Origin of the sequence: Lactobacillus crispatus, from assembly GCF_018987235.1 — a bacterium.
Classification (GTDB): domain Bacteria; phylum Bacillota; class Bacilli; order Lactobacillales; family Lactobacillaceae; genus Lactobacillus; species Lactobacillus crispatus.
Window position 1 is genome coordinate 475301 of sequence record NZ_CP072197.1, and the last position, 24417, is coordinate 499717.

A 24417-nucleotide genomic window follows, 5' to 3' on the forward strand; every position below is an offset into this window, starting at 1 on the left:
CCTTAGTGGAACTCTTTTTTGAGTGATATTTTTTTCTTGATTGCGACAATTGCGATTGGCACAACTGATACTAAAATGATAGCAATTACGATCATTGAAAAATGGTCCTTTACAAATGGAATATTGCCAAAGAAGAAACCAATGATTGTGAACAATCCTGTCCAAAGCAAGCCACCCAAGATGTTGTAGGTGATAAATTTACCATAATGCATCTTACTGCCGCCGGAAATGAATGGGACAAAAGTACGAATAAATGGTATAAATCTACCTATAACGATCGTAATTGGTCCGTGGCGCTCAAAGAACTTTTCAGCGGCCAACCGATTATTTTGATTAATTAATTTATTGAACCAGCTATGTTTTTCACCAGCTCTGGTTGACCAGGCACCAATTTCATAGTTGATACTGTCACCGATTATGGCGGCGAATGCTACTATAAGATAAACTAGCCAAATATTTAAGCCATACTTAGGATTAGCAGCCATTGCACTCGCAGCAAAAATCAACGAATCGCCTGGAAGAAATGGAAAAACGACTAAGCCTGTTTCAATAAAAATGATAGCGAATAAGATTAAATAGGACCAACCACCGAATTGGTTAACAATCGTGATTAAATGGTCATCAATGTGCAAAATGAAATCGATTAAACTCATCTGGAACTCCTAAAAACTAGTTGAATGAATTGTCAAAGTTTTTTCAGGGAAAAGATCACGCATAATCGCGGTGATTGCAATCTGGGCTTCGCCAAAACCGAGAGCGATTAAAGGGACGCGTCCAGGATAGGTAACAACATCGCCAGCTGCATAAACACTGGCGATATTAGTTTGCATTGTTGAATTCACCTTAATTTGTGCGCCAGCTAAATCGATTCCCCATTTTTTGACAAAGCGATTATTAGCTTTAAAGCCATATGCAACGACTGCTTGGTCTAACTTGATATTAGTTAAACTATCTTTTCCCATTTCTTTTAAATTAACGTTCAGTTGATTATCAACCAAATTGATTTGTTTAGGAAGATAGGGAGTTAAAATTTCAACATTTTTTAAAGACTTAAGTTTTTTGACATTAGATTCAAGACCGCGAAATTGATTACGGCGATGAATGATTTTGACATTGGCATAATTAGCTAATTCTAGTGCCAGGTCTAATGCTGAATCGCCGCCACCAAAGACGCCAACTGTTTGTCCGACAAATTTTTGGGGATCTTTAATAAAGTAATGAATCCTTTTTTGAGTATCATCATCCATAGATAATGGTAAAGCTTTAGGTTTAAAGGCACCGGCACCAGTGGTAATCAATATGCTGCGGGATGCAACTATATCATCGATAATAAAGCCGTCTTTTTGTTTAGTGACATTTTCAACTTTATGGTTAGTAAAAATAGTTGTATCCGTTAAATTATGTCGTAAATTGTCGATTAGTTCAGTTCCTGTAATAGAGTCGTAAGCAGGAATATCTTTGATTTTCTTAAAAGGATAAAGCATTTGTGGCTGTCCGCCTGTTTCAGATAATGAATCAAACAGTACGGTCTTGAGTCCATGAAGATGGGCAAATCGCGCGGCAAATAGGCCAACAGGTCCGCCACCGATAATAGTTAAATCAAATTTTTTAATTTTAATGACCTCCTCAAAGTAGTGATGTATCAACTTTAACATGAATTTTGTAAATATTCATTTAAAAATAAGCTTGTCAAAAAATGAATTTTAAGGTATATTATTGAAGTCGCCTTTTTAAGAGCGAGCATAATTCTTTATTGAAAAAAATACTTGCAATTAATATTCAAGTATTATATATTAATAAAGTCGCTTCGAGAGATGCGACGAGAGCTTAAAAACAGACATGTAAGGAAAGAAAACAAATAAAAAGAAAAAAAGTACTTGCAAAGAAGTAAATAAGCTGGTAATATATTTAAATGTCGTCAGGTGAAAGCAGAAAAAGCTTGAGCAAGACGAAAAAACAAATCAAAAAGTTCTTGACAAAGAAATGATGGTTTGATAAAATATAAAAGCTGTCTGCTTTACAAAAAGCAAGACAGAGGTAGTACTTTGAAAACTGAACAAAGTTTCGCTAAAAGTGTGCGGGTGTAAAAACCCAAACAAGAAGCGAAGTCAATTCGCAAGCAATAAATTTGAGACAAAGATCTTAAATAAGGAATGAGCAATCATTCAAACTTTTTAAAATGAGAGTTTGATCCTGGCTCAGGACGAACGCTGGCGGCGTGCCTAATACATGCAAGTCGAGCGAGCGGAACTAACAGATTTACTTCGGTAATGACGTTAGGAAAGCGAGCGGCGGATGGGTGAGTAACACGTGGGGAACCTGCCCCATAGTCTGGGATACCACTTGGAAACAGGTGCTAATACCGGATAAGAAAGCAGATCGCATGATCAGCTTTTAAAAGGCGGCGTAAGCTGTCGCTATGGGATGGCCCCGCGGTGCATTAGCTAGTTGGTAAGGTAAAGGCTTACCAAGGCGATGATGCATAGCCGAGTTGAGAGACTGATCGGCCACATTGGGACTGAGACACGGCCCAAACTCCTACGGGAGGCAGCAGTAGGGAATCTTCCACAATGGACGCAAGTCTGATGGAGCAACGCCGCGTGAGTGAAGAAGGTTTTCGGATCGTAAAGCTCTGTTGTTGGTGAAGAAGGATAGAGGTAGTAACTGGCCTTTATTTGACGGTAATCAACCAGAAAGTCACGGCTAACTACGTGCCAGCAGCCGCGGTAATACGTAGGTGGCAAGCGTTGTCCGGATTTATTGGGCGTAAAGCGAGCGCAGGCGGAAGAATAAGTCTGATGTGAAAGCCCTCGGCTTAACCGAGGAACTGCATCGGAAACTGTTTTTCTTGAGTGCAGAAGAGGAGAGTGGAACTCCATGTGTAGCGGTGGAATGCGTAGATATATGGAAGAACACCAGTGGCGAAGGCGGCTCTCTGGTCTGCAACTGACGCTGAGGCTCGAAAGCATGGGTAGCGAACAGGATTAGATACCCTGGTAGTCCATGCCGTAAACGATGAGTGCTAAGTGTTGGGAGGTTTCCGCCTCTCAGTGCTGCAGCTAACGCATTAAGCACTCCGCCTGGGGAGTACGACCGCAAGGTTGAAACTCAAAGGAATTGACGGGGGCCCGCACAAGCGGTGGAGCATGTGGTTTAATTCGAAGCAACGCGAAGAACCTTACCAGGTCTTGACATCTAGTGCCATTTGTAGAGATACAAAGTTCCCTTCGGGGACGCTAAGACAGGTGGTGCATGGCTGTCGTCAGCTCGTGTCGTGAGATGTTGGGTTAAGTCCCGCAACGAGCGCAACCCTTGTTATTAGTTGCCAGCATTAAGTTGGGCACTCTAATGAGACTGCCGGTGACAAACCGGAGGAAGGTGGGGATGACGTCAAGTCATCATGCCCCTTATGACCTGGGCTACACACGTGCTACAATGGGCAGTACAACGAGAAGCGAGCCTGCGAAGGCAAGCGAATCTCTGAAAGCTGTTCTCAGTTCGGACTGCAGTCTGCAACTCGACTGCACGAAGCTGGAATCGCTAGTAATCGCGGATCAGCACGCCGCGGTGAATACGTTCCCGGGCCTTGTACACACCGCCCGTCACACCATGGGAGTCTGCAATGCCCAAAGCCGGTGGCCTAACCTTCGGGAAGGAGCCGTCTAAGGCAGGGCAGATGACTGGGGTGAAGTCGTAACAAGGTAGCCGTAGGAGAACCTGCGGCTGGATCACCTCCTTTCTAAGGAAGCGAAGGATATGGAGAGCAGGAATGCTAAGAGAAGTATCCAGAGCAAGCGGAAGCACACTGAGAAACTTTGTTTAGTTTTGAGGGTAGTACCTCAAAGATTTGAAAAACGCCAAGCGTTAGTCGGGCCTATAGCTCAGCTGGTTTAGAGCGCACGCCTGATAAGCGTGAGGTCGATGGTTCAAGTCCATTTAGGCCCATTGACATAACGAGGAAAAAGAGTTAAAGTTATGTCTGGCCGAAAATAAAATACTCTGGGGGCTTAGCTCAGTTGGGAGAGCACCTGCTTTGCACGCAGGAGGTCATCGGTTCGAACCCGTTAGCCTCCATTGATCCAGAAAAAGGATCAAAGAGCTAGTACATTGAAAACTGAATATAATCCAAGCAAAAAACCGAGACAATCAAAGAGAACAGATTGTAGAGCGACCGAGAAGAGAATTCTTGAGTAAGGTCAAGTAGAAAAGGGCGCACGGTGAATGCCTAGGCACTAACAGCCGAAGAAGGACGTGACGAACTACGAAAAGCTTCGGGGAGCGGTAAGTACGCAGTGATCCGGAGATATCCGAATGGGGGAACCCAATGCAGAGATGCATTATTGATTAGTGAATAGATAGCTAATCAAAGGAAGACGCAGTGAACTGAAACATCTAAGTAGCTGCAGGAAGAGAAAGAAAGATCGATTTCCTTAGTAGCGGCGAGCGAAGAGGAAAGAGCCCAAACCAAGTGATTTATCATTTGGGGTTGTAGGACTGCGACGTGGCAGTGTAAGAGATAGTTGAATTATCTGGGAAGGTAAGCCAGAGAGGGTGAGAGCCCCGTAAGCGAAATCTCAAGCACGCCTAGCAGAATCCTGAGTAGGCCGGGACACGAGGAATCCCGGTTGAAACCGCGAGGACCATCTCGCAAGGCTAAATACTAGTTAGTGACCGATAGTGAACCAGTACCGTGAGGGAAAGGTGAAAAGAACCCCGGAAGGGGAGTGAAAAAGAACCTGAAACCGTGTGTCTACAAGTAGTCAAAGCACATTAAAGTGCAATGGCGTGCCTTTTGTAGAATGAACCGGCGAGTTACGTTATCTAGCGAGGTTAAGTCAGAAAAGACGGAGCCGGAGCGAAAGCGAGTCTTAATAGGGCGAAAAGTTAGGTGACGTAGACCCGAAACCAAGTGACCTACCCATGACCAGGCTGAAGGTGTGGTAAAACGCACTGGAGGGCCGAACCCACGTAAGTTAAAAATTGCGGGGATGAGTTGTGGGTAGCGGTGAAATTCCAAACGAACTTGGAGATAGCTGGTTCTCTCCGAAATAGCTTTAGGGCTAGCCTCGTGGAGAGGATAATGGAGGTAGAGCTCTGTTTGGACTAGGGGCCCGTCAGGGGTTACTGAATCCAGATAAACTACGAATTCCAGATATCCATACACGGGAGTCAGACTGCGAGTGATAAGATCCGTAGTCGAAAGGGAAACAGCCCAGATCACCAGTTAAGGTCCCCAAATCTATGCTAAGTGGAAAAGGATGTGGAGTTGCGTAGACAACTAGGACGTTGGCTCAGAAGCAGCCATCATTCAAAGAGTGCGTAATAGCTCACTAGTCGAGTGGCGCTGCGCCGAAAATTTACCGGGGCTAAGCATAGTACCGAAACTGTGGATGTGTTTTAAAGAGCACGTGGTAGGAGAGCGTTCTAAGGGCGGAGAAGTTGAATCGAGAGGATCAATGGAGCGCTTAGAAGTGAGAATGCCGGTATGAGTAGCGAAAGATAGGTGAGAATCCTATCCGCCGAAAGACTAAGGTTTCCTGGGGCAGGCTCGTCCGCCCAGGGTAAGTCGGGACCTAAGGCAAGGCCGAGAGGCGTAGTCGATGGATAACAGGTAGAGATTCCTGTACTGTGTCAAATCGTTAAGAGCGAAGGAGGGACGCAGGAGGTGAAGCACGCATCGCGATGGAACGATGTTCAAGCAACAAGTGCGGTTAAGAGTCAAATGCTTCTAACCAGCAACACGAGTTGTGAAGAGGAGTGAATTAAAAGTAGCGAAGGTGTGGTAATCACACTGCCAAGAAAAGCTTCTAGCCAGAGATGACATACCCGTACCGCAAACCGACACAGGTAGTCGAGTGGAGAACACTAAGGTGAGCGAGAGAACTCTCGTTAAGGAACTCGGCAAAATGACCCCGTAACTTCGGAAGAAGGGGTGCTAGCCAAGAGATTGGTTAGCCGCAGTGAATAGGCCCAAACAACTGTTTATCAAAAACACAGGTCTCTGCAAAATCGTAAGATGACGTATAGAGGCTGACACCTGCCCGGTGCTGGAAGGTTAAGAGGAGAGCTTAGCGTAAGCGAAGGTTTGAATTGAAGCCCCAGTAAACGGCGGCCGTAACTATAACGGTCCTAAGGTAGCGAAATTCCTTGTCGGGTAAGTTCCGACCTGCACGAAAGGTGTAATGATTTGGGCACTGTCTCAACGAGAGACTCGGTGAAATTATAATACCCGTGAAGATGCGGGTTACCCGCGACAGGACGGAAAGACCCCATGGAGCTTCACTGTAGCTTGATATTGAGTATCTTTTAAACATGTACAGGATAGGTAGGAGCCAGAGAAGATAGGACGCTAGTCTTATTGGAGGCAATGTTGGGATACTACCCTTGTTTGAAGGATGCTCTAACCTCGACCTGTAAGCCAGGCCAGGGACAGTGTCAGGTGGGCAGTTTGACTGGGGCGGTCGCCTCCTAAAGTGTAACGGAGGCGCTCAAAGGTTCCCTCAGAATGGTTGGAAATCATTCGCAGAGTGTAAAGGTATAAGGGAGCTTGACTGCGAGAGAGACAACTCGAGCAGGTAGGAAACTAGGACTTAGTGATCTGGTGGTACCGTATGGAAGGGCCATCACTCAACGGATAAAAGCTACCCTGGGGATAACAGGCTTATCTCCCCCAAGAGTTCACATCGACGGGGAGGTTTGGCACCTCGATGTCGGCTCGTCGCATCCTGGGGCTGAAGTCGGTCCCAAGGGTTGGGCTGTTCGCCCATTAAAGCGGCACGCGAGCTGGGTTCAGAACGTCGTGAGACAGTTCGGTCCCTATCCGTCGTGGGCGTAGGAAATTTGAGAGGAGCTGTCCTTAGTACGAGAGGACCGGGATGGACGCACCGCTGGTGTACCAGTTGTTCCGCCAGGAGCATCGCTGGGTAGCTATGTGCGGAAGGGATAAGCGCTGAAAGCATCTAAGTGCGAAGCCCCCCTCAAGATGAGATTTCCTTTGCGTAAGCAGTAAGACACCTCAGAGACGATGAGGTAGATAGGCTGGGAGTGGAAGTCCTGTGAAGGATGGAGCGGACCAGTACTAATCAGTCGAGGACTTGACCAAAGCGAAGCAAACTGGAAGTTTTTTTGCGAGGAGGATTATGTTTAGTTTTGAGTGTAAAAGCTCAAAAGAGTACGGTGGCGAAAGCAAGAAGGATACACCTGTTCCCATGCCGAACACAGAAGTTAAGCTTCTTAACGCCGAAAGTAGTTGGTGGGCAACTGCCTGCGAGGAAAGGAAGCTGCCGTGCTCAATATGGAGGATTAGCTCAGCTGGGAGAGCATCTGCCTTACAAGCAGGAGGTCACAGGTTCGAGCCCTGTATCCTCCATATCGAGTCGTTAGCTCAGTTGGTAGAGCAACGGACTTTTAATCCGTGGGTCGAGGGTTCAAGTCCCTCACGGCTCATGACCCTATATATGCGGGTGTGGCGGAATTGGCAGACGCGCTAGATTTAGGTTCTAGTGTTTTCGGACGTGTGGGTTCAAGTCCCACCACCCGTATTGCCAACCACATATTGACAATATGCCGATTTAGCTCAGTTGGTAGAGCATCTGTCTTGTAAACAGGGGGTCGTACGTTCAAGTCGTATAATCGGCATTTATATTACGCGGAAGTAGTTCAGTGGTAGAACATCACCTTGCCATGGTGGGGGTCGCGGGTTCGAATCCCGTCTTCCGCTTTCATCAACACGCCGGAGTGGCGGAATTGGTAGACGCACGGGACTTAAAATCCCGCGGTTGGTTTCAACCGTATCGGTTCGACTCCGATCCCCGGCATTGATGATGCGCCCTTAGCGCAACTGGATAGAGTGTCTGACTACGAATCAGAAGGTTGAAGGTTCAAATCCTTCAGGGCGCATATAACGGGAAATGGCTCAGTTTGGTAGAGCACCTGGTTTGGGACCAGGGGGTCGCAGGTTCGAATCCTGTTTTCCCGATTGTAATCTAATGGTGATTGGTTACATTTTGGCGGTGTAGCTCAGCTGGCTAGAGCGTCCGGTTCATACCCGGGAGGTCGAGGGTTCGATCCCCCCCGCCGCTATAATTGTAAGCTTGGACCTTTAGCTCAGTTGGTTAGAGCAGACGGCTCATAACCGTCCTGTCGTAGGTTCGAGTCCTACAAGGTCCATAATATGGCTTTTATATTAATATCGCGGGATGGAGCAGTCTGGTAGCTCGTCGGGCTCATAACCCGAAGGTCGTTGGTTCAAATCCAGCTCCCGCAATTTGGTCCATTGGAGCAGTGGTTTATCTCGCCTCCCTGTCACGGAGGAGATCATGGGTTCAAATCCCATATGGACCGTAAGATGGCTCGGTAGCTCAGTTGGTAGAGCAAAGGATTGAAGCTCCTTGTGTCGGCGGTTCGATTCCGTCCCGCGCCATTTCATTTTATATTAGGTGCGGGTATAGTTTAGTGGTAAAACGAAAGCCTTCCAAGCTTTAGTCGCGAGTCCGATTCTCGTTACCCGCTTTATATGGGCCTATAGCTCAGCTGGTTTAGAGCGCACGCCTGATAAGCGTGAGGTCGATGGTTCAAGTCCATTTAGGCCCATTGGAGACATACTCAAGTGGCTGAAGAGGCGCCCCTGCTAAGGGTGTAGATCGGGTTATTCCGGTGCGAGGGTTCGAATCTCTCTGTCTCCGCTATATAGAAAAGTAACTGTTTTAGATTAATTTCTAGAGCAGTTTTTTTGTGTACCGAGCGGCATTCTTAGTCCGATGAAAGTGTTAGAACTAAGAGCCAGTAGCAATGATATTATGAGTATGGGACGTTTACAAAGGAGTAAATACCTGCTGAAACAGTAAGGAATTACAAATGTATCGTCTTATATGCAACCATATGTATAGTGGATGGAAGGAGATGAGTTCGTTAAGTTCTCTCTGCATTGAAAACACGTCATAAGATGTTAAAACCTTAATTTTGAGTTATTGATAAACCTAAATGCATATTATTTTGAATGACTTAATGGCAATTATTACACTTCTTTTAGGTAAAAGTCTTGGACATTGATTTAAGTCAATAATCGTGTATATAACATAGGAAGAGCCGATTGTTTTAAATTTCTTCTGTATGATCTATATTAAAAAAATAATTTTGTGGGGGATTTCATAGTGATATAAAGAAGCAGTTTAATATGGAACAATTTATAAAGATCATTTAATTAAAGATAAGAGAAGCTGTTTTGCTCTAGCTAATTTGAAGTATTAAGATAGATATAAATGTTTTACAACAAAAAAATAAAAAAGTACTTGCATTTTGACTGAATATCTATTAATATTAAATACGTTGTGATTGAAAGATCACAATAGTAGTAGCTAATTAAAAAATAAATAAAAAGTTCTTGACTTTTGAAATGTGATTAGTTATTATAATAAAGTGCTCTTGAGTGAGTTGCATGACCCGTTGGTCAAGTGGTTAAGACACGGCCCTTTCACGGCCGTAACATGGGTTCAAATCCCGTACGGGTCATTGCCACAATTTAATTTTTTGGCATTAAGCAATGGAGGATTACCCAAGTGGCTTAAGGGGACGGTTTTGAAAACCGTTAGGCGGTTCTGCCGCGCGTGGGTTCAAATCCCACATCCTCCTTAATTGAATATCGCGGGATGGAGCAGTCTGGTAGCTCGTCGGGCTCATAACCCGAAGGTCGTTGGTTCAAATCCAGCTCCCGCAATTTGGTCCATTGGAGCAGTGGTTTATCTCGCCTCCCTGTCACGGAGGAGATCATGGGTTCAAATCCCATATGGACCGTAAGATGGCTCGGTAGCTCAGTTGGTAGAGCAAAGGATTGAAGCTCCTTGTGTCGGCGGTTCGATTCCGTCCCGCGCCATCATCTGGAGGAGTAGCGAAGTGGCTAAACGCGGCGGTCTGTAAAACCGCTCTCTCTGAGTTCGGCGGTTCGAATCCACCCTCCTCCATAATAGGGATATCGTATAAAGGTAGTACATCGGTCTCCAAAACCGCTAGTGTGGGTTCAATTCCTACTATCCCTGTTTACCTTCATGGCGGAATTGGTGAAGGGGTTAACACACTGGTTTGTGGATCCAGCATGCGTGGGTTCGATTCCCACATTCCGCCCTAGTATTGGGATATAGCCAAGTGGTAAGGCATTAGACTTTGACTCTAACATGCGCTGGTTCGAATCCAGCTATCCCAATTCTAAATAATTTCATAACTTATGGCGGTGTAGCCAAGTGGTAAGGCAGAGGTCTGCAAAACCTTAATCGTCGGTTCAAATCCGACCTCCGCCTTATCAACCGAATAAGTTGATTATTTTAAAATTTAATATTATGGCGGTGTGGCGGAATTGGCAGACGCGTCAGACTCAAAATCTGGTGTCCATTACGGACGTATCGGTTCGACCCCGATCACCGCTATTATTATGAAGCGATCCAATTATTGGATCGCTTTTTTTTATTTTAAAATGTTAGCATTTTATTATATAAATTGCACATGAATACAGGAATCTTTATAATGCTACATATGGAGGTACTCAAATGAATATTGGTCTTTATACCGATACATATTTTCCCCAGATAAGTGGCGTAGCTACTTCAATTAAAACGTTAAAAGAAGCGTTGGAAAAGCAGGGACATAATGTATTTATTTTTACTACTACTGATCCGAACGTGAAAAAAGGAACTGTAGAACCGAATGTATTTCGTTTTAGCAGTATTCCTTTTGTCTCATTTACCGATCGGCGAATAGCATTTAGAGGACTATTTGAAGCAACCAAAGTAGCTAAAGAAGTCAATCTTGATATAGTTCATACTCAAACTGAATTTGCATTAGGTACTATTGGCAAATATGTAGCTCATCAATTAGATATTCCTGCTATCCACACTTACCATACGATGTATGAAGATTACTTGCACTATATTTTAAATGGGCATTTGCTTCGTCCATATCATGTTAGACAATTTGTTAAAAGCTATTTGAAAAATATGGATGGATGTATTGCTCCTAGTGGCCGAGTTGAAGAATTATTACGGCGCTATGGCGTTCAAATACCAATTAGGGTGATTCCTACTGGAGTAGATTTGCAGGGCATGAACAACGATATTCAACGTGATGTGCGGCAAGAACTTGGAATTGATCAAGATGCGCCTGTAATTTTAACCTTAAGTAGAATTGCAGCCGAAAAAAAGATTAATCATATTTTGAACGTAATGCCTGAAATTATTGATGAATTTCCTAATGTGAAATTTGTTATCGCAGGTGATGGCCCTGATGTTGATGTGTTAAAGGATCAGGTAGAGCGATTAACACTAGAGAATTACGTTATTTTTGTCGGTAATGTAGAGCATGGCGATGTTGGTAATTATTATCGAATGGCTGATCTTTTTGTTTCAGCTAGTGATACAGAAACACAGGGGTTGACTTATATTGAGGCTCTAGCTGCAGGTACGCCATGTGTGGTTTATGACACAGACTATACCGAAAACATTTTTGATCAAGATATTTTTGGGCTGACATTTACTACACAACAAGAAATGTTAGAAGAGATTATTACTTTGCTTAAGCAAGGGACGAAAAGAATCCCGCAGGAACTTTTGCAAAATAAATTACAGAAGATTTCAGCTGATCAATTTGCTAAAAATGTGTCTGATTTTTATCAGTATGCAATTGATCACTATCAAACTAAGCATGATGAGGAGACTAAAAAGAGGAACTAAATGATTAGAATTAATATGTTCTCGCAAGCTGATTCTGTTAAAGGACAGGGTGTAGGTTCAGCTTATAATGAATTGATTAAACTTCTGAGGACGCACTTAGTAGACGAATTTTATGTAACGATTAACAAATATGGCAATAGCGATTTAACGCATTATCACACGATTAATCCAACCTATTACGCAAATAGTTTTTCACCAGCACGTGGCAGGAAGATTGGCTATGTTCACTTTTTACCAGATACATTAGAAGGCTCAATTAAGTTGCCAGGCGTAGCTAAAAAAGTTTTTTATCAATATGTAATTGATTTTTATAAACGCATGGATCAAATTGTTGTAGTTAATCCAATCTTTATTGATAAGTTGGTTAACTATGGAATTGATCGGAACAAGGTTAGATATATTCCTAATTTTGTTTCAAAAACAGAATTTTATGAAGAATCATTGGCCAGCAAAAACGCATTTCGTCATGAATTAGGAATTCCACTTGATAAATTTGTTGTTTTTGGTGATGGTCAAGTACAGGAACGCAAGGGGATCGATGACTTTGTTAAGATGGCACAAGCTAATCCTGATATTCAATTTATCTGGGCAGGCGGTTTTTCGTTTGGCAAAATCACTGATGGCTATGATCATTACAAAGAAATGGTTGACAATCCACCTAAGAATATGACGTTTGCGGGAATTGTAGAGCGAGAGAAGTTAGTTAAGTATTTAAATATTGCAGACTTATTTGTTCTTCCATCATATGATGAATTGTTCCCAATGTCAGTTTTGGAAGCATTCAGTTGTGGAACACCAGTATTATTGCGTGACCTTGATCTTTATAAGGCAATTATCGATGGCTATTATCTAAGCGGGAAAGATTTTGGCGAAATGAATCAAGTATTGCAAAAAGTAGTTGCCAATCCACAAACTTTGCAGAAATACAGCGAATTATCGCGTAAGGCAAGTCAACAGTATTCAGAAGATCATTTAGCTAAAATTTGGGACGAATTTTATCATGAGCAATATGAATTAGGAAAAGAGCTAGGTCAAATACATTAATGAATAAAAAACATTTGTGGGGCATTCTGGTTGTTTTAGCAATCAGTGCCTTTGTGCTATATGCAGATTTAAAAGCTACACCGATATCGGAAATATTACGGGCAGCTCATGGCCTGAATATTTTTGCATTAATCATGGTTTTTGCTTTAATGCTTTTGTCCTATGTATGTGAAGCCGGTATCTTAGCTACTTTAGCTCATCGAAAGAAAGAGCCTAAAAGGTCAGCTTGGTCGTTTTTGCGAATTCCAATTATTCAAGCTCTATTTAATGCAATTACACCAATGTCCACGGGTGGACAACCATCACAGCTAGCCGCAATGATTCAAATGGGCATGGAAGGTGGCCGTTCCACCTCAATTTTGCTGATGAAATTTATTATTTATCAGATCGTTGTTTTGTTTGCCTATGTATTTACAATTATTTTTGGCTTTCACATGGTAATGACTAAGTTCGCTGGTTTAGCAATTTTTATTGCAATTGGCTTTTTGATTCATGTTAGTTCAATTATCTTTTTGCTGGCAATTATGTTTGCTTATCGTTTTACTAAAAAGGCAACTAATTGGTTAATGGACTTGTTGGCAAAAATGATGAAAAAGGAACGAGTTGAGAAGTGGCGTAAGGCTACTTTAGAAAAGATTGATACTTTTTATGCAGAGAGTCAGAAACTAAAAAAAGAAAAGAAGAAATTATTTGTTGCCTCGCTTTTAACAGTATTGCAGCTACTTTTCTTTTACTCCATTCCATTTATGGTATTAACAGCGCTAAATGTACCTTGTTCTTGGTATCAAGTTACGCAAATGAATATAATGATTATCATGTTTATGGCGATCATTCCTATTCCAGGTGCGTCAGGAGGGGCAGAATATAGTTTCCAAACGTTATTCTCCACCTTCATTTCTTCACATGGTGCGTTAATTTTGGCTATGTTTATTTGGCGCTTTTCAACATATTTTTTCGGTATGCTTCTCGGCATCTTAGGCTGGATTTTTAAGCCGAAAAAGATAAAAAGCACAAAAAATGATTAATTTTTATTAAAACAACGGTGTCTTACTAAATTTCGTAGTAAGATAAATTACCGTAATGAGAGGAGCAGAAGCGCGTGGAACACACTAAATCTTTTTTTAGGTGGCTGACACAGACTAAGTTAGGCTTTTTTACGATTGTTTTAGTCTTGTTTTGGCTTAAAACTTATTTTATCTATTTAACTAAGTTTAATTTAGGAGCAGTTGGTCCAATGCAGCAATTTTTATTGCTGATTAATCCGATTCCTTCAGGGATGCTTTTGCTGGGAATTGGGCTATTTTTTAAAGGACGTAAATCCTATTGGATTATTTTAGTTATCGATTTTTTGCTAACACTGTGGTTATTTGCCAATATTTTATATTATCGTGAATTTTCAAACTTTTTGTCATTTTCAATTATTAAGACATCCGGCTCGACTTCCGATAATTTGGGTAAAAGTATTGCAGGAATTACACTAGCTAGCGATTTTTTAGCTTTTGCTGATATTGCTGTAATTATCGTGTTATTGGCGACCAAAGTAATTAAGATGGATGTTCGTCCACTGAAGCTAAAAGTTAATTTGTTAATTGAGGCTTTGGCTGTCAGCTTAATGGGACTGAATTTATTGATGGCCCAAAATGATCGTTCTGGACTTTTGACGAGAACTTTTGATAATAATTACATCGTCAAATATCTGGGAATCAATGAATATGCTATTTATGATGGCTATAAGACAGCACAAACTAGTGCACAGATGGCCAAAGCTAATGTTTCTGATTTGAAGTCTGTTAGAAACTATTTAAAAGAAAATTACGTTAAACCTAATCCCGCTTACACCGGCGTGGCTAAAGGAAAAAATGTGTTAATCATCCATTTGGAAAGTTTTCAACAATTTCTGATTGGCTACAAATGGAAAGGTAAAGAGGTAACGCCAAATCTGAATAAGATTTATCATCAAAAAGACACCATTAGTTTTGATAATTTCTTTAATCAAGTAGGACAAGGCAAGACTTCTGATGCCGAAATGATGCTTGAAAATTCTTTATACGGACTACAATCAGGTAGTGCAATGTCTACGTATGGTACTTCTAATACTTTTGAAAGTGCTCCAGCCATTTTGCATCAACAAGCTGGTTATACTACTGCTGTAATGCATGGTGGTGCTGGCTCCTTCTGGAATAGAAATAATGCTTATAAGTCATTTGGCTACCAATACTTTATGCCACTGTCTTTCTATCAGAACAAACCAAGCTACTATATCGGATATGGCTTAAAAGATAAAATTTTCTTTGATCAGTCAATCAAGTACATTGAGCGTTTACCACAACCATTTTATTTAAAGATGATTACTGTAACGAACCACTATCCGTATAATATCGATAAAAAGAATCAGACGATTGATAAAACGAATACTGGGGATGAAACAGTTGATGGTTATGTGCAGACCGCGCATTATTTAGACCAAGCAATTGGTGAATTTATGCGTTGGATGAAGAAGACGGGCCTAGATAAGAAGACACTAGTAGTATTTTATGGTGATCACTATGGGATTTCAGGTAATCACCATAAGGCTAGTGCAGAATTGCTTAAGAAAGATTCGTTTAATGACTTTGATAATTTGCAGTTCCAGCGAGTTCCTTTGATGTTCCATATGAAAGGACTAAAGGGTGGCATTAATCACACCTACGGCGGTGAAATCGATGTTTTACCAACCTTACTGAACTTGCTGGGGATCAAAGACAAAGATACGATCCAATTTGGTTATGACTTGCTAAGCAAAAATGCACCGCAAATTGTAGCACAAAGAAATGGTGACTTTATCACTCCGGAATATTCTAAGGTGGGTAGCGATTATTATGACACCAAGACGGGCGAAAGGATCAAACCTAATAAGAAATTAAAAGAAAAATTAACTGCAATTTCTAACACCGTAACTACACAGCTGTCTTTGTCAGATCGTGTAATTAATGGCAATCTGCTCCGATTCTATAAACCAAAATGGTTTACTAGAGTCAAGCCGAAGGATTACGACTATAACAAGGCGCCATCTTTAAAACGTTTGTTTGATGATCCAAGCAAAACTTCACTGTGGTATCAAAATCATCGTAAAACGACGCAAAAAGATTTCAAGACAGATGCGCCTGAACTAAAAAAATAACTGCAAAAACTAGTAATTTGTGATAAACTTGGTAAGTAAATCGTATGTGTGTATTGGAGGCAGCGCATTGTATAATTTAGTTATGACGCTACTAATCATTGTTTCAATCTTAATTGTCATTGCAACAATGATGCAGCCACAAAAACAACAAGATGCATTGAACGCCTTATCTGGCGGTGCCGTTTTTAGTGGGCAAACCAAAAAACGTGGTTTTGAAGCATTTATGGAAAAAGTAACCTCAGTTTTATTGGTACTCTTTTTCGTCTTTGCTATTATCTTAGCTTATATGTCTTCAAAATAAATTTTGTACCTCCCGATCAAAATATGATGGGGAGGCTTTTTTTATTAAATTTAAAGATCGGAGAATAACTGCATGGCACAAAACGAAAAAATTTTGGCCGGCGTTTTAGAAATTTTTCGCCATAATCCACAAAAACAATTTCGTGTAGATCAAATTGAACGTGAAGCACGTCGTGATAGATTAGGTAATTTTACTGAATTAATTAAGGCTCTTTCTTTTTTAGAGCACGATAAAAAGATTATTACAGATGGCAAAGGACAATACCAATTAGCTCAAGAAAATACTGAAGTTGAAGGTGAATTCAGAGCTAATGATAAAGGCTTTGGCTTTGTTAGATTAGATGATGAAAATGCGGACGACGTCTTTGTTGCCGCAGATTATACCAAGTATGCCGTTAATGGTGACCGAGTAAAAGTAAAGATCACTGCTGGTGGTAATCCTTGGAATGGTAAAGGACCAGAAGGTCAAGTTGAAGAGATCCTTGAACATGGTTTGGAAACGTTAGTTGGTGAATTTCATCCGCTAACTGATGAGCAAAGAAAAATCAGTCATTTTATCGGCTATGCTTTGAGTAACGATAAAAAGTTGCATAAATACCGAGTTTATTTGTCTGAAAATGGCTTGATCCCTCAAATGGGCGATATGGTTAAGGTCTCAATTAAGGATTATCCAGATGAGGAAAATCCTGAGTCAATGACTGGTGCAGTAGTCAACATTATTGGTAATAAAAATGACCCTGGTGTTGACATTATGTCAATTGTGGCAGCACATGATGTAAGAACTGAATGGCCTGAAGATGCAATGGCGCAAGCTAATGCTATTCCTGATCATGTTACTGAAGAGGAAAAAAAGGGTAGAGTAGATATTACTGACCAACCTGCAGTCACTATCGATGGGGATGATTCTAAGGACTTTGACGATGCTGTAGTTTTATGGAAAAAGCCTAACGGCAATTATCACCTTGGTGTTCACATTGCGGACGTTTCTCACTATGTGACAGAAAATACGCCGTTGAACGAAGAGGCATTTGCTCGTGGCAACAGTACTTACTTAGTTGATCGGGTAATTCCAATGCTGCCATTTAGACTTTCTAATGGAATTTGTTCCTTAAATGAAGGCGTGGACCGGCTTGTTTTGTCATGTGACATGGAAATTACGCCAGAAGGTAAAAGAGTAGGTTATAAAATTTATCCTTCTGTCATGCGCTCACATGGTCGAATGACCTACAACAAGGTTAACAAAACTCTTAAGGGCGAAATGAATGGTTTAGAGGATAAGTATGTTAAACTCCGACCAATGCTTGAAGAAATGGCAGATTTGCATGCTGCTTTGTATAAACAACGTCATCAACGTGGTGCTATTGACTTTGAAGAACCAGAAGCAAAAATTATTGTTGATGATCAAGGCAAGCCAACAGATATTGTTTTGCATGAACGTGGTACTGCCGAAAAGATGATCGAATCATTTATGTTAATGGCTAATGAAACCGTGGCCGAAGATTTCTTCAAAAAGCATGTTCCATTCTTGTACCGTGTTCACGAAACACCAGATGCCGAGAGAATCAAGACTTTCTTTGAATTTTGTAGCGCATTTGGCTTGAATATTCATGCGGATCCAAATAACGTTAAGCCAATTGATTTACAAAAAGTAGTTTCTAAAACTACAGATACTCCAGAGGAAGCTGTAGTACAAATGATGATGCTACGTAGCTTAAAGCAAGCGCATTATTCAGAAGAAGCACTGGGACACTTTGGCTTAGCTGCAGAATACTATACTCACTTTACTTCACCAATTAGACGTTATTCTGACTTGATGGTGCACCGGATGATCCATGCATATCAAGACCAGGGGACTAATGAAGAAGTGCAAAAGCATTTTGCTAGTTACTTGCCAGATGTTGCAGAACAAACTTCAACGCAAGAAAGACGTTCAATTGATACTGAACGTGAAGTAAATGACTTGAAGATGACAGAATATATGGCCGATCAAGTGGGGCAACACTTTGACGCGGTAGTATCTTCGGTAACTAGTTTTGGGATGTTTATTCAATTACCAAATACGATTGAGGGATTAATCCATATTTCGAATTTGACTGATGATTTTTACAGTTTTAATGAAAAATCATTGACGCTAACTGGTCGAGGTACTCATAAGCAATATAAGGTAGGGATGCCAATTAAGGTAACCTTGATTAATGCTAACGTTGAACAACATCAGTTAGACTTTGAAATATATGATCCTAATGCGCCTAAGCATGAGCATAACGATCGCGGAATGAATAATCGTCGTCGTGGAAACCGTGGCTTCCGCAATAATCACGGACGCCGTGGTGGTCAGTTTAATAATCACAGCGATCATGGCCGTGGCCGAGGTAATGGAAACCGTGGAGGTCGGAGAAATTTTAAACATTAGGGATTGATCTTAATGAAAAAAGAAAAAGAAGATAATTTAATTGCACAAAATAAAAAAGCACGACACGACTATTTTATTAAGGAAACATTGGAAGCAGGAATTGCTTTAACTGGAACTGAAATTAAGTCTGTACGAGCTAGAAGAATCAACTTGCGGGATGGTTATGTGCAGATCGTCAACGGACAAGCCTGGCTAGAAAATGTTCATATTAGTGAATATAAGCAAGGCAATCGGTACAATCATGAACCACTACGTAGTCGGCGCCTTCTTTTGCATAAAAAAGAAATTGCACGTTTGGCCAAAGCACAATCAGAGCGTGGTATTGCAATTATTCCACTTAAAGTGTATTTAAAACATGGCTTTGCCAAGGTATTGATTGGTGTTGGCCAAGGTAAAAAGGAATATGACAAACGGCAAACAATTAAAGAAAGAGACCAGAAGCGCGATATTCGACGCAAGTATGGTGTCTAAAATGAGTCTGAGAAGAATCTCAGACTTTTTTTGTTGAAAAATTTTAAAAAAGTTTTTTTAATTTTCACAAAGTAATGTTCGAATAATTTTAAGAATGCAGAGAAAATCAAGCTGAATGTTTTTCAAATTATTATAGATACGAATAATAGTATTAAGATACGTTTGATATTGAAATATTCATATTAAAAATCCGAACGAAGAGCAAGACTTGCCAAAGCGGAGAAAATAAGGTAAATTAATAAAGTCGCTTCGAGAGATGCGACGAGAGCTTAAAAACAGACATGCAAGGAAAGAAAACAAATAAAAAGAAAAAAGTACTTGCAAAGAAGTAAATAAGCTGGTAATATATTTAAATGTCGTCAGGTGAAAGCAGAAAAAGCTTGAGCAAGACGAAAAAACAAATCAAAAAGTTCTTGACAAAGAAATGATGGTTTGATAAAATATAAAAGCTGTCTGCTTTACAAAAAGCAAGACAGAGGTAGTACTTTGAAAACTGAACAAAGTTTCGCTAAAAGTGTGCGGGTGTAAAAACCCAAACAAGAAGCGAAGTCAATTCGCAAGCAATAAATTTGAGACAAAGATCTTAAATAAGGAATGAGCAATCATTCAAACTTTTTAAAATGAGAGTTTGATCCTGGCTCAGGACGAACGCTGGCGGCGTGCCTAATACATGCAAGTCGAGCGAGCGGAACTAACAGATTTACTTCGGTAATGACGTTAGGAAAGCGAGCGGCGGATGGGTGAGTAACACGTGGGGAACCTGCCCCATAGTCTGGGATACCACTTGGAAACAGGTGCTAATACCGGATAAGAAAGCAGATCGCATGATCAGCTTTTAAAAGGCGGCGTAAGCTGTCGCTATGGGATGGCCCCGCGGTGCATTAGCTAGTTGGTAAGGTAAAGGCTTACCAAGGCGATGATGCATAGCCGAGTTGAGAGACTGATCGGCCACATTGGGACTGAGACACGGCCCAAACTCCTACGGGAGGCAGCAGTAGGGAATCTTCCACAATGGACGCAAGTCTGATGGAGCAACGCCGCGTGAGTGAAGAAGGTTTTCGGATCGTAAAGCTCTGTTGTTGGTGAAGAAGGATAGAGGTAGTAACTGGCCTTTATTTGACGGTAATCAACCAGAAAGTCACGGCTAACTACGTGCCAGCAGCCGCGGTAATACGTAGGTGGCAAGCGTTGTCCGGATTTATTGGGCGTAAAGCGAGCGCAGGCGGAAGAATAAGTCTGATGTGAAAGCCCTCGGCTTAACCGAGGAACTGCATCGGAAACTGTTTTTCTTGAGTGCAGAAGAGGAGAGTGGAACTCCATGTGTAGCGGTGGAATGCGTAGATATATGGAAGAACACCAGTGGCGAAGGCGGCTCTCTGGTCTGCAACTGACGCTGAGGCTCGAAAGCATGGGTAGCGAACAGGATTAGATACCCTGGTAGTCCATGCCGTAAACGATGAGTGCTAAGTGTTGGGAGGTTTCCGCCTCTCAGTGCTGCAGCTAACGCATTAAGCACTCCGCCTGGGGAGTACGACCGCAAGGTTGAAACTCAAAGGAATTGACGGGGGCCCGCACAAGCGGTGGAGCATGTGGTTTAATTCGAAGCAACGCGAAGAACCTTACCAGGTCTTGACATCTAGTGCCATTTGTAGAGATACAAAGTTCCCTTCGGGGACGCTAAGACAGGTGGTGCATGGCTGTCGTCAGCTCGTGTCGTGAGATGTTGGGTTAAGTCCCGCAACGAGCGCAACCCTTGTTATTAGTTGCCAGCATTAAGTTGGGCACTCTAATGAGACTGCCGGTGACAAACCGGAGGAAGGTGGGGATGACGTCAAGTCATCATGCCCCTTATGACCTGGGCTACACACGTGCTACAATGGGCAGTACAACGAGAAGCGAGCCTGCGAAGGCAAGCGAATCTCTGAAAGCTGTTCTCAGTTCGGACTGCAGTCTGCAACTCGACTGCACGAAGCTGGAATCGCTAGTAATCGCGGATCAGCACGCCGCGGTGAATACGTTCCCGGGCCTTGTACACACCGCCCGTCACACCATGGGAGTCTGCAATGCCCAAAGCCGGTGGCCTAACCTTCGGGAAGGAGCCGTCTAAGGCAGGGCAGATGACTGGGGTGAAGTCGTAACAAGGTAGCCGTAGGAGAACCTGCGGCTGGATCACCTCCTTTCTAAGGAAGCGAAGGATATGGAGAGCAGGAATGCTAAGAGAAGTATCCAGAGCAAGCGGAAGCACACTGAGAAACTTTGTTTAGTTTTGAGGGTAGTACCTCAAAAAAGAGCTAGTACATTGAAAACTGAATATAATCCAAGCAAAAAACCGAGACAATCAAAGAGAACAGATTGTAGAGCGACCGAGAAGAGAATTCTTGAGTAAGGTCAAGTAGAAAAGGGCGCACGGTGAATGCCTAGGCACTAACAGCCGAAGAAGGACGTGACGAACTACGAAAAGCTTCGGGGAGCGGTAAGTACGCAGTGATCCGGAGATATCCGAATGGGGGAACCCAATGCAGAGATGCATTATTGATTAGTGAATAGATAGCTAATCAAAGGAAGACGCAGTGAACTGAAACATCTAAGTAGCTGCAGGAAGAGAAAGAAAGATCGATTTCCTTAGTAGCGGCGAGCGAAGAGGAAAGAGCCCAAACCAAGTGATTTATCATTTGGGGTTGTAGGACTGCGACGTGGCAGTGTAAGAGATAGTTGAATTATCTGGGAAGGTAAGCCAGAGAGGGTGAGAGCCCCGTAAGCGAAATCTCAAGCACGCCTAGCAGAATCCTGAGTAGGCCGGGACACGAGGAATCCCGGTTGAAACCGCGAGGACCATCTCGCAAGGCTAAATACTAGTTAGTGACCGATAGTGAACCAGTACCGTGAGGGAAAGGTGAAAAGAACCCCCGGAAGGGGAGTGAAAAAGAACCTGAAACCGTGTGTCTACAAGTAGTCAAAGCACATTAAAGTGCAATGGCGTGCCTTTTGTAGAATGAACCGGCGAGTTACGTTATCTAGCGAGGTTAAGTCAGAAAAGACGGAGCCGGAGCGAAAGCGAGTCTTAATAGGGCGAAAAGTTAGGTGACGTAGACCCGAAACCAAGTGACCTACCCATGACCAGGCTGAAGGTGTGGTAAAACGCACTGGAGGGCCGAACCCACGTAAGTTAAAAATTGCGGGGATGAGTTGTGGGTAGCGGTGAAATTCCAAACGAACTTGGAGATAGCTGGTTCTCTCCGAAATAGCTTTAGGGCTAGCCTCGTGGAGAGGATAATGGAGGTAGAGCTCTGTTTGGACTAGGGGCCCGTCAGGGGTTACTGAATCCAGATAAACTACGAATTCCAGATATCCATACACGGGAGTCAGACTGCGAGTGATAAGATCCGTAGTCGAAAGGGAAACAGCCCAGATCACCAGTTAAGGTCCCCAAATCTATGCTAAGTGGAAAAGGATGTGGAGTTGCGTAGACAACTAGGACGTTGGCTCAGAAGCAGCCATCATTCAAAGAGTGCGTAATAGCTCACTAGTCGAGTGGCGCTGCGCCGAAAATTTACCGGGGCTAAGCATAGTACCGAAACTGTGGATGTGTTTTAAAGAGCACGTGGTAGGAGAGCGTTCTAAGGGCGGAGAAGTTGAATCGAGAGGATCAATGGAGCGCTTAGAAGTGAGAATGCCGGTATGAGTAGCGAAAGATAGGTGAGAATCCTATCCGCCGAAAGACTAAGGTTTCCTGGGGCAGGCTCGTCCGCCCAGGGTAAGTCGGGACCTAAGGCAAGGCCGAGAGGCGTAGTCGATGGATAACAGGTAGAGATTCCTGTACTGTGTCAAATCGTTAAGAGCGAAGGAGGGACGCAGGAGGTGAAGCACGCATCGCGATGGAACGATGTTCAAGCAACAAGTGCGGTTAAGAGTCAAATGCTTCTAACCAGCAACACGAGTTGTGAAGAGGAGTGAATTAAAAGTAGCGAAGGTGTGGTAATCACACTGCCAAGAAAAGCTTCTAGCCAGAGATGACATACCCGTACCGCAAACCGACACAGGTAGTCGAGTGGAGAACACTAAGGTGAGCGAGAGAACTCTCGTTAAGGAACTCGGCAAAATGACCCCGTAACTTCGGAAGAAGGGGTGCTAGCCAAGAGATTGGTTAGCCGCAGTGAATAGGCCCAAACAACTGTTTATCAAAAACACAGGTCTCTGCAAAATCGTAAGATGACGTATAGAGGCTGACACCTGCCCGGTGCTGGAAGGTTAAGAGGAGAGCTTAGCGTAAGCGAAGGTTTGAATTGAAGCCCCAGTAAACGGCGGCCGTAACTATAACGGTCCTAAGGTAGCGAAATTCCTTGTCGGGTAAGTTCCGACCTGCACGAAAGGTGTAATGATTTGGGCACTGTCTCAACGAGAGACTCGGTGAAATTATAATACCCGTGAAGATGCGGGTTACCCGCGACAGGACGGAAAGACCCCATGGAGCTTCACTGTAGCTTGATATTGAGTATCTTTTAAACATGTACAGGATAGGTAGGAGCCAGAGAAGATAGGACGCTAGTCTTATTGGAGGCAATGTTGGGATACTACCCTTGTTTGAAGGATGCTCTAACCTCGACCTGTAAGCCAGGCCAGGGACAGTGTCAGGTGGGCAGTTTGACTGGGGCGGTCGCCTCCTAAAGTGTAACGGAGGCGCTCAAAGGTTCCCTCAGAATGGTTGGAAATCATTCGCAGAGTGTAAAGGTATAAGGGAGCTTGACTGCGAGAGAGACAACTCGAGCAGGTAGGAAACTAGGACTTAGTGATCTGGTGGTACCGTATGGAAGGGCCATCACTCAACGGATAAAAGCTACCCTGGGGATAACAGGCTTATCTCCCCCAAGAGTTCACATCGACGGGGAGGTTTGGCACCTCGATGTCGGCTCGTCGCATCCTGGGGCTGAAGTCGGTCCCAAGGGTTGGGCTGTTCGCCCATTAAAGCGGCACGCGAGCTGGGTTCAGAACGTCGTGAGACAGTTCGGTCCCTATCCGTCGTGGGCGTAGGAAATTTGAGAGGAGCTGTCCTTAGTACGAGAGGACCGGGATGGACGCACCGCTGGTGTACCAGTTGTTCCGCCAGGAGCATCGCTGGGTAGCTATGTGCGGAAGGGATAAGCGCTGAAAGCATCTAAGTGCGAAGCCCCCCTCAAGATGAGATTTCCTTTGCGTAAGCAGTAAGACACCTCAGAGACGATGAGGTAGATAGGCTGGGAGTGGAAGTCCTGTGAAGGATGGAGCGGACCAGTACTAATCAGTCGAGGACTTGACCAAAGCGAAGCAAACTGGAA

At 43.0% G+C, this 24417-nt stretch carries 9 protein-coding genes, 29 tRNA genes and 5 rRNA genes; 41 read left to right on the top strand and 2 right to left on the bottom strand.

All coding sequences use genetic code 11. The features are described 5' to 3' along the window. Positions 1–2 precede the first annotated feature (2 nt). Both J6L97_RS02410 and J6L97_RS02415 read right to left on the bottom strand, forming a co-directional pair. Positions 3–653 carry a VTT domain-containing protein gene (locus tag J6L97_RS02410; protein WP_005724245.1) on the bottom strand — a complete coding sequence of 217 codons (651 nt, stop codon included), beginning with the start codon at positions 651–653 and terminating at the stop codon, positions 3–5. A 9-nt stretch (positions 654–662) separates the two neighbouring features. Further along, the gene (locus tag J6L97_RS02415) at positions 663–1655 is read right to left on the bottom strand and encodes an NAD(P)/FAD-dependent oxidoreductase (RefSeq protein ID WP_013085889.1); all 993 of its coding nucleotides are present in this window, start codon (positions 1653–1655) and stop codon (positions 663–665) included. Positions 1656–2175: 520 nt separating this feature from the next. Between J6L97_RS02415 and J6L97_RS02420 the strand changes: the two genes are divergently transcribed. From J6L97_RS02420 to J6L97_RS02620, 41 genes are all read left to right on the top strand, one after another. Then, positions 2176–3739, top strand: a 16S ribosomal RNA gene (locus J6L97_RS02420). Between the two features lie 131 nt (positions 3740–3870). After that, positions 3871–3945: transfer RNA gene (locus J6L97_RS02425), tRNA-Ile, on the top strand. A 56-nt stretch (positions 3946–4001) separates the two neighbouring features. Next, positions 4002–4074, top strand: a tRNA-Ala gene (locus J6L97_RS02430). Between the two features lie 120 nt (positions 4075–4194). Further along, positions 4195–7102, top strand: a 23S ribosomal RNA gene (locus tag J6L97_RS02435). Between the two features lie 70 nt (positions 7103–7172). After that, positions 7173–7289, top strand: a 5S ribosomal RNA gene (gene rrf, locus J6L97_RS02440). The 16S, 23S and 5S rRNA genes sit together here with 18 tRNA genes alongside, the layout of an rRNA operon. A 7-nt stretch (positions 7290–7296) precedes the next feature. Continuing rightward, a tRNA-Val gene (locus J6L97_RS02445) sits at positions 7297–7369 on the top strand. Positions 7370–7373: 4 nt separating this feature from the next. Then, positions 7374–7446: transfer RNA gene (locus J6L97_RS02450), tRNA-Lys, on the top strand. A 13-nt stretch (positions 7447–7459) separates the two neighbouring features. Continuing rightward, positions 7460–7541: transfer RNA gene (locus J6L97_RS02455), tRNA-Leu, on the top strand. A gap of 24 nt (positions 7542–7565) precedes the next feature. Then, a tRNA-Thr gene (locus J6L97_RS02460) sits at positions 7566–7638 on the top strand. Between the two features lie 10 nt (positions 7639–7648). Next, positions 7649–7720, top strand: a tRNA-Gly gene (locus tag J6L97_RS02465). A gap of 11 nt (positions 7721–7731) precedes the next feature. Next, positions 7732–7817 (top strand) — tRNA-Leu (locus J6L97_RS02470). Between the two features lie 8 nt (positions 7818–7825). Further along, positions 7826–7899 (top strand) — tRNA-Arg (locus tag J6L97_RS02475). 5 nt (positions 7900–7904) lie between these two features. Next, positions 7905–7978: transfer RNA gene (locus J6L97_RS02480), tRNA-Pro, on the top strand. A 30-nt stretch (positions 7979–8008) separates the two neighbouring features. Continuing rightward, positions 8009–8082: transfer RNA gene (locus tag J6L97_RS02485), tRNA-Met, on the top strand. A 13-nt stretch (positions 8083–8095) separates the two neighbouring features. Continuing rightward, positions 8096–8169, top strand: a tRNA-Ile gene (locus tag J6L97_RS02490). Positions 8170–8192: 23 nt separating this feature from the next. Next, positions 8193–8266 (top strand) — tRNA-Met (locus J6L97_RS02495). Between the two features lie 3 nt (positions 8267–8269). After that, a tRNA-Asp gene (locus J6L97_RS02500) sits at positions 8270–8343 on the top strand. Positions 8344–8349: 6 nt separating this feature from the next. After that, positions 8350–8422: transfer RNA gene (locus J6L97_RS02505), tRNA-Phe, on the top strand. 18 nt (positions 8423–8440) lie between these two features. Next, positions 8441–8511: transfer RNA gene (locus J6L97_RS02510), tRNA-Gly, on the top strand. Between the two features lie 6 nt (positions 8512–8517). Continuing rightward, a tRNA-Ile gene (locus tag J6L97_RS02515) sits at positions 8518–8592 on the top strand. 2 nt (positions 8593–8594) lie between these two features. After that, a tRNA-Ser gene (locus J6L97_RS02520) sits at positions 8595–8684 on the top strand. Between the two features lie 754 nt (positions 8685–9438). Continuing rightward, a tRNA-Glu gene (locus J6L97_RS02525) sits at positions 9439–9510 on the top strand. Between the two features lie 33 nt (positions 9511–9543). Beyond that, positions 9544–9630 (top strand) — tRNA-Ser (locus tag J6L97_RS02530). A gap of 11 nt (positions 9631–9641) precedes the next feature. Next, positions 9642–9715 (top strand) — tRNA-Met (locus tag J6L97_RS02535). A 3-nt stretch (positions 9716–9718) separates the two neighbouring features. After that, positions 9719–9792, top strand: a tRNA-Asp gene (locus J6L97_RS02540). Positions 9793–9798: 6 nt separating this feature from the next. Further along, positions 9799–9871 (top strand) — tRNA-Phe (locus J6L97_RS02545). Positions 9872–9877: 6 nt separating this feature from the next. After that, positions 9878–9959, top strand: a tRNA-Tyr gene (locus tag J6L97_RS02550). Positions 9960–9963: 4 nt separating this feature from the next. Continuing rightward, positions 9964–10034: transfer RNA gene (locus J6L97_RS02555), tRNA-Trp, on the top strand. A gap of 12 nt (positions 10035–10046) precedes the next feature. After that, a tRNA-His gene (locus J6L97_RS02560) sits at positions 10047–10119 on the top strand. Positions 10120–10126: 7 nt separating this feature from the next. Then, a tRNA-Gln gene (locus J6L97_RS02565) sits at positions 10127–10198 on the top strand. Positions 10199–10221: 23 nt separating this feature from the next. Next, a tRNA-Cys gene (locus J6L97_RS02570) sits at positions 10222–10292 on the top strand. Between the two features lie 41 nt (positions 10293–10333). Then, a tRNA-Leu gene (locus J6L97_RS02575) sits at positions 10334–10418 on the top strand. Positions 10419–10538: 120 nt separating this feature from the next. After that, positions 10539–11717: a glycosyltransferase family 4 protein gene (locus J6L97_RS02580; protein WP_057726956.1), complete on the top strand. Its 1179-nt coding sequence runs from the start codon at positions 10539–10541 to the stop codon at positions 11715–11717. Then, positions 11718–12761 carry a glycosyltransferase family 4 protein gene (locus J6L97_RS02585; RefSeq protein ID WP_005721128.1) on the top strand — a complete coding sequence of 348 codons (1044 nt, stop codon included), beginning with the start codon at positions 11718–11720 and terminating at the stop codon, positions 12759–12761. Continuing rightward, complete coding sequence (locus tag J6L97_RS02590) at positions 12761–13786, top strand: lysylphosphatidylglycerol synthase transmembrane domain-containing protein (protein ID WP_057726955.1); 1026 nt, start codon at positions 12761–12763, stop codon at positions 13784–13786. The genes J6L97_RS02585 and J6L97_RS02590 overlap by 1 nt, the downstream gene beginning before the upstream one ends. A gap of 74 nt (positions 13787–13860) precedes the next feature. Continuing rightward, positions 13861–15921 (top strand): LTA synthase family protein, encoded by a 2061-nt coding sequence (locus tag J6L97_RS02595; RefSeq protein ID WP_057726954.1) that lies wholly within the window; start codon positions 13861–13863, stop codon positions 15919–15921. Between the two features lie 67 nt (positions 15922–15988). After that, positions 15989–16222, top strand: a complete 234-nt coding sequence (gene secG, locus J6L97_RS02600) for a preprotein translocase subunit SecG (protein ID WP_005722499.1) — start codon at positions 15989–15991, stop codon at positions 16220–16222. A 72-nt stretch (positions 16223–16294) separates the two neighbouring features. Continuing rightward, a complete protein-coding gene (gene rnr, locus J6L97_RS02605; RefSeq protein WP_013085895.1) occupies positions 16295–18634 on the top strand; it encodes a ribonuclease R in 2340 nt (779 codons plus the stop codon). Positions 18635–18646: 12 nt separating this feature from the next. Further along, positions 18647–19105, top strand: a complete 459-nt coding sequence (gene smpB / locus J6L97_RS02610) for an SsrA-binding protein SmpB (protein WP_005721136.1) — start codon at positions 18647–18649, stop codon at positions 19103–19105. Positions 19106–19721: 616 nt separating this feature from the next. After that, positions 19722–21285: ribosomal RNA gene (locus J6L97_RS02615) — 16S ribosomal RNA — on the top strand. A 206-nt stretch (positions 21286–21491) separates the two neighbouring features. Beyond that, positions 21492–24400 (top strand): 23S ribosomal RNA (locus tag J6L97_RS02620). The last annotated feature ends 17 nt before the right edge of the window (positions 24401–24417 follow it).

What these genes read in the sequence shown, in the direction of transcription:
- J6L97_RS02590 (WP_057726955.1), top strand. Translation starts at nt 12,761, where the DNA reads ATGAATAAAAAACATTTGTGGGGCATTCTGGTTGTTTTAGCAATCAGT.
- smpB (WP_005721136.1), top strand. Translation starts at nt 18,647, where the DNA reads ATGAAAAAAGAAAAAGAAGATAATTTAATTGCACAAAATAAAAAAGCA.
- rnr (WP_013085895.1), top strand. Translation starts at nt 16,295, where the DNA reads ATGGCACAAAACGAAAAAATTTTGGCCGGCGTTTTAGAAATTTTTCGC.
- J6L97_RS02410 (WP_005724245.1), bottom strand. Translation starts at nt 653, where the DNA reads ATGAGTTTAATCGATTTCATTTTGCACATTGATGACCATTTAATCACG.
- J6L97_RS02415 (WP_013085889.1), bottom strand. Translation starts at nt 1,655, where the DNA reads ATGTTAAAGTTGATACATCACTACTTTGAGGAGGTCATTAAAATTAAA.
- J6L97_RS02580 (WP_057726956.1), top strand. Translation starts at nt 10,539, where the DNA reads ATGAATATTGGTCTTTATACCGATACATATTTTCCCCAGATAAGTGGC.
- J6L97_RS02585 (WP_005721128.1), top strand. Translation starts at nt 11,718, where the DNA reads ATGATTAGAATTAATATGTTCTCGCAAGCTGATTCTGTTAAAGGACAG.